The sequence below is a fragment of the Rhodoblastus sp. genome (genome assembly GCF_041915505.1).
Classification (GTDB): Bacteria; Pseudomonadota; Alphaproteobacteria; order Rhizobiales; family Beijerinckiaceae; genus Rhodoblastus.
Window position 1 is genome coordinate 1 of sequence record NZ_JAYSBG010000333.1, and the last position, 3,834, is coordinate 3,834.

Here is a 3,834-nt window from a genome sequence, read left to right on the forward strand (position 1 = left end):
CGCGCTTCCGCGAGCGTCAGGCGGGTCAGATCGGACATGAAAAACTCCCGCCTTATTCGATCACTTTCGGCACGACGAAGAACCCGTCCTCGCGCGCCGGGGCGTTGGCCAGCACCTTGTCGACGATCTCGCCATCGGTCACGACGTCCTGGCGCTTCTTCATCGTCATGGGCAGCACCGAGGTCATTGGCTCCACGCCTTCGACATCGACCGCGTTCAGTTCCTCGACAAAGCTCAGGATCGCATTGATCTCGTTCTGCAAATAGGGCGCTTCCTGCTCGCTCACGCGAATGCGAGCGAGATGGGCGATACGCCGCACCGTCGCCAGATCGACCGACATGATGGCTCCGTGCTGAAGGGGACGGCTTTAGCGCCGTCCTGAAGGATTTAGCCTATACAGAAGGCGTCAAAGCGGCGCAACGATTGCGTCTGATAATGACGCGACGGGGCGATGCAGGAGCAGGCAAAGTGAACCATGAGGTCGATATCGTCATCATCGGCGCCGGAGCGGCGGGAATCGCCGCGGCGCGGCGTCTCGCCGATGCGCCTTTGAGGGTTCTGGCGGTTGAAGCCGCGCCGCGCGTCGGCGGACGGGCCTGGACGGCGACGGTCAATGGCATGAGCCTCGATTTCGGCGCCGAATGGCTCCATTCCGGCGCCCGCAATCCCTGGGCGGCGCTTGGCAGCGACCTCGGCTTCGCCATCGACCGGCGCCGCGCCAATTGGTGGATGCAATATAACGATCTCGGCTTTTCGCCGGAGGAACAGGAGGCGGCGAGCGCCGCCTATGCGGCCTGGAGCGAAGGTCTCGCGGCGGCGCCGGACGATTGCGCGGCCAAGGCTTTGCCGGCCGACGGCGCGTGGAACGGCTATATCCGTGCAATCGCCTCCTATGTCAGCGGCGCTGAACTGGAACATCTGTCAGGGCGCGACTATGCGGCCTATGACGAAGCCGCCGACGCGGAGAATTTCCGCTCGCCGGAAGGGTTCGGCGCGCTGATCGCCGCCGCCTGGCCCGAAAATGTCGCATTGCGCCTGGCGACGCCCGTGCAGGAGGTCGCGTTGACGCCGGATGGGATTGCGCTTTCGACCCGGGCCGGCTCAATCCGAGCCGGCGCCGCCATCGTCACCGTCTCGACTGCCGTGTTGGCCGGCGATTCGATCCGATGGCCGAACGAGATCGGGGACTGGCGCGAGGCCGCCCGTCGCCTGCCACTGGGGCGCAATGAAAAGATCTTTCTCGAGATCGTCGCGCCGGGCTTCTTCGAGGATGACACGCATCTGATCGGCAACCCGCGCGATCCCGCCGCCGCAGCCTATGACATTCGCCCGTTCGGGCGGCCGGTGATCGAATGTTTCCTCGGGGGCGCCAGCGCGGCGGCGCTGGAGCACGAGGGACCCGCCGCAAGCTCTGCCCGCGCCATCGACGAACTGGCCGGCCTTTTCGGCGCGGACGTGCGGCCCGCCCTTCGTCCGCTCGCAGCCACACATTGGGGCCGCGACGACAGGATCGGCGGCGCCTACAGCTATGCCTTGCCGGGCGCGGCGGAGGCGCGCGCCGATCTGGCGCGTCCTTTCGACGACCGATTATTTTTCGCCGGCGAGGCGACGGACCCGCGCGACTTCACCGCCGCCCACGGCGCTTATGCGAGCGGCCGCCGCGCCGCCGAAGAGGCGCTCGCGGCATTGGCGCGCCAGCGCAAGTAAAATGCCTTAAAACTGGATCGCCTCGCCGATCCGGGGCGTGTGAACGCGCACGGCCGAGCCCTGCATGGCGGCGACGAAGGCGTCCGGCGTCTGGTCGATGATCGGGAAGGTGCCGTAATGCATCGGAATGACGTGGCGGAAATCGAAATAGCGGCGCGCGGCCAGAGCCGCCGTCGGGCCGTCCATGGTGAAGCGGTCGCCAACGGGGATCAGGCCGATCTCCGGCTGGTACATTTCCCGGATCAGCTCCATGTCGCCGAAAATGGCGGTGTCGCCGAAATGATAGACGCGCGGCTCGCCATCCGCGCTCAGCACCACGCCATTGGGATTGCCGAGATAGACCGCGTTGCCGTCGACCATCGTGCTTGAGGAATGCAGCGCCGGCGTGAAGGACACTGAGAAAGCGCCGCAATCGATCGTGCCGCCGGTATTGCCGGGATTGATGTTTTCCGCGCCCTTGCCGTGCAGATACATGCAGATCTCGAAATTGCCGACCACCTGCGCGCCGGTCTTTTTCATGATCTCCGGCGCGTCGCCGATATGGTCGTCATGACCGTGGGTCAGCACGATATGGGTGATCCCTGCCGAAACCGCGTCGAGATCGCCGGTGAATTTCGGATTGCCGGTGAGAAACGGGTCGATCAGGATGTGGGCGTCGCGCAGGTCGATGCGAAAGGCCGAATGGCCGAGCCAGGTGATTTTCATCGTTTTCGCCTCGGGAAATGAAATCGTCGCGGGCGGCTGGCGCAGGCCTTTGGCGCTGGCCTTGGCGCCCGGCCCATGCTAGCCGAAAACCATGAGCGAAGAGCAGGAAAAAGAGCAGAAGTTCGAGCCCGTCATGAGTCTGGAGGCGCTCCCCAGCCTGTTGCGGCGCAATGACCGCCTGATGGGGATCGACTTGGGCACGAAAACCATCGGCCTTGCCCTGTCAGATGTCGAACGCCGCCTCGCCACGCCGTTGGAGACGATTAAGCGCGTCAAATATACGCCCGACGTCGAGAAAATGCTGGCTCTGGCCGACAAGCACGGCGTCGTCGCCTTCATCATCGGCCTGCCGCTCAACATGGACGGCACGGAAGGCCCGCGCTCGCAATCGACCCGCGCCTTCGTGCGGCAAACCGCGCCGCTCGCCCGTAGGCCGTTCGTGTTCTGGGATGAGCGGCTGTCGACCGCCGCCGTCACCCGCGAATTGATCGCGCAGGACGTCTCGCGCGGAAAGCGCGCGGAGGTTGTGGACCGCATGGCCGCCGCCTATATCCTGCAGGGCGCGCTCGACCGCCTCGACCGCCTCGGGTGAATGCCCTTAGCGCGAATTTTTTCGGCGAAGCTCTTTCCTTTTCCACGCTGTAAGGTTAGCTTTCCCTTGGGTTTCAAGTCCTGCGCGCGCGTGTTGCGAATCGGCCCGCGCGCGATGGACGAAACGGAACGACAGGATCGAAAGAAGGATTGCGGCCTTCCCTTAAGACAACCATAAGTTGAATTTATTCACAGGCGGTATATTCCAGGCGAAAAGCAGCGCCCTGCTGGCGCGCCGCGCCGAGGGTTCTTGCCGCAAGGTCCTTCCTGAACGAAATCCGGTGAGTCATGCTCAAGAAATCCAAAGGCAGCGCCGTCGGAACCTCCCGCCCCACGGCCGGCGCGTCGGCGCGGGGACGGGCAGCAGCGTCAAGCCCGGCGATGGCGGACGAGGATTTCAGCTACGATCAGGACGATGAGGACGTTGGAGGCGGCGACAGCGCCGAGGAAACGGCCCGCTATATTGCGGACATGATCGCTTCTCTCGCTTTTCTCGCCCGCGACGCGCGGCTCGATCTCTTGACCTATCTGCTCGACATGGCCCGCGTGGAGGCGGAAATGCAGGCGCGCCAGAGCGAAACTGCCTGCGACGAGGACTGATTCAGCCGATCAGGGCGACGCGGTCGCCGCCGTGGCGTTCGATGCGGCCCTCGATTTCCAGCTCCTGCAGCAGCAGGCGAATGTCTCCGACCGAACAGCCGCTGGCCCGCGCGAGATCGTCAATGGCGACCGGCGACGGCCCCAACAGGCGCTCTACCTGTTCGCGCGGCTCGACGGATGGTTCCGGCACGGCCGTTTCCGACGGTGGCCAGGCGTTCGACCCGTCATCCT

5 protein-coding genes and 1 pseudogene are annotated in these 3,834 nt (G+C 64.8%); 3 read left to right on the forward strand and 3 right to left on the reverse strand.

Going from position 1 to position 3,834, the window contains the following annotated elements; all coding sequences use genetic code 11:
- Positions 1-52: 52 nt before the first annotated feature.
- Positions 53-340: an Asp-tRNA(Asn)/Glu-tRNA(Gln) amidotransferase subunit GatC gene (gatC, locus tag ACE3S9_RS16345; RefSeq protein ID WP_374547540.1), complete on the reverse strand. Its 288-nt coding sequence runs from the start codon at positions 338-340 to the stop codon at positions 53-55.
- 128 nt (positions 341-468) lie between these two features.
- Here gatC and ACE3S9_RS16350 point away from each other — a divergent pair, with 128 nt between their 5' ends.
- A complete protein-coding gene (locus ACE3S9_RS16350; RefSeq protein WP_374547541.1) occupies positions 469-1,707 on the forward strand; it encodes a flavin monoamine oxidase family protein in 1,239 nt (412 codons plus the stop codon).
- A gap of 6 nt (positions 1,708-1,713) precedes the next feature.
- Here ACE3S9_RS16350 and ACE3S9_RS16355 read toward each other — a convergent pair whose 3' ends face one another.
- Positions 1,714-2,412: a metal-dependent hydrolase gene (locus ACE3S9_RS16355; protein ID WP_374547542.1), complete on the reverse strand. Its 699-nt coding sequence runs from the start codon at positions 2,410-2,412 to the stop codon at positions 1,714-1,716.
- 91 nt (positions 2,413-2,503) lie between these two features.
- On the opposite strand from ACE3S9_RS16355, the gene ruvX reads away from it, so the two are divergent.
- Complete coding sequence (gene ruvX / locus ACE3S9_RS16360) at positions 2,504-3,004, forward strand: Holliday junction resolvase RuvX (protein ID WP_374547543.1); 501 nt, start codon at positions 2,504-2,506, stop codon at positions 3,002-3,004.
- A gap of 380 nt (positions 3,005-3,384) precedes the next feature.
- Positions 3,385-3,603, forward strand: a complete 219-nt coding sequence (locus ACE3S9_RS16365; RefSeq protein ID WP_374547544.1) for a hypothetical protein — start codon at positions 3,385-3,387, stop codon at positions 3,601-3,603.
- 1 nt (position 3,604) lies between these two features.
- On the opposite strand, the pseudogene ACE3S9_RS16370 reads toward ACE3S9_RS16365, so the two are convergent.
- Positions 3,605-3,834, reverse strand: a pseudogene (locus ACE3S9_RS16370) (hypothetical protein); the annotation flags it as partial.